The sequence below is a fragment of the Paraburkholderia kururiensis JCM 10599 = LMG 19447 genome, from assembly GCF_003986935.1.
Classification (GTDB): Bacteria; Pseudomonadota; Gammaproteobacteria; order Burkholderiales; family Burkholderiaceae; genus Paraburkholderia; species Paraburkholderia kururiensis.
Genome location: NZ_RJZE01000122.1, coordinates 1 through 611, shown reverse-complemented (window position 1 = coordinate 611; position 611 = coordinate 1). Strand labels below are relative to the sequence as shown.

General features: G+C 62.7%; 1 protein-coding gene. It reads left to right on the top strand.

Going from position 1 to position 611, the window contains the following annotated elements; translation table 11 throughout:
- A partial coding sequence (locus tag PKKP23_RS34380; protein ID WP_205703041.1) for a hypothetical protein occupies positions 1-611 on the top strand: 611 nt, incomplete at both ends.

Genomic DNA, 611 nt, shown 5'->3' with positions numbered 1-611 from the left:
GACGCGACATTGCTGTTGGTCGTCGACAGCCCCGTCGAGAGCGAGCTCACGCCCGTGGACAGGGAACTGACACCGGTCGACAGCGAGCTGATGCCTGTGGAGGTCGACGTCGACAGCGACGTTACATTGCTGTTGGTGGTGCTCAGACCCGTGGACAGCGAACTTACCCCCGTCGACAGCGAACTGATGCCGGTCGACGCTGAGGTCGACAGCGACGCGACATTGCTGTTGGTCGTCGACAGCCCTGTCGAGAGCGAACTCACGCCCGTGGACAGGGAACTGACACCAGTCGACAGCGAACTGGCCGTGGTGGATGTCGAGGTCGACAGCGACGCAACATTGCTGTCGGTGGTCGACAGCCCCGTCGACAGCGAACTCACGCCCGTGGACAGGGAACTGACACCAGTCGACAGCGAACTGGCCGTGGTGGATGTCGAGGTCGACAGCGACGCGACATTGCTGTTGGTCGTCGACAGCCCCGTCGAGAGCGAGCTCACGCCCGTGGACAGGGAACTGACACCGGTCGACAGCGAGCTGATGCCTGTGGAGGTCGACGTCGACAGCGACGTTACATTGCTGTTGGTGGTGCTCAGACCCGTGGACAGCGAACT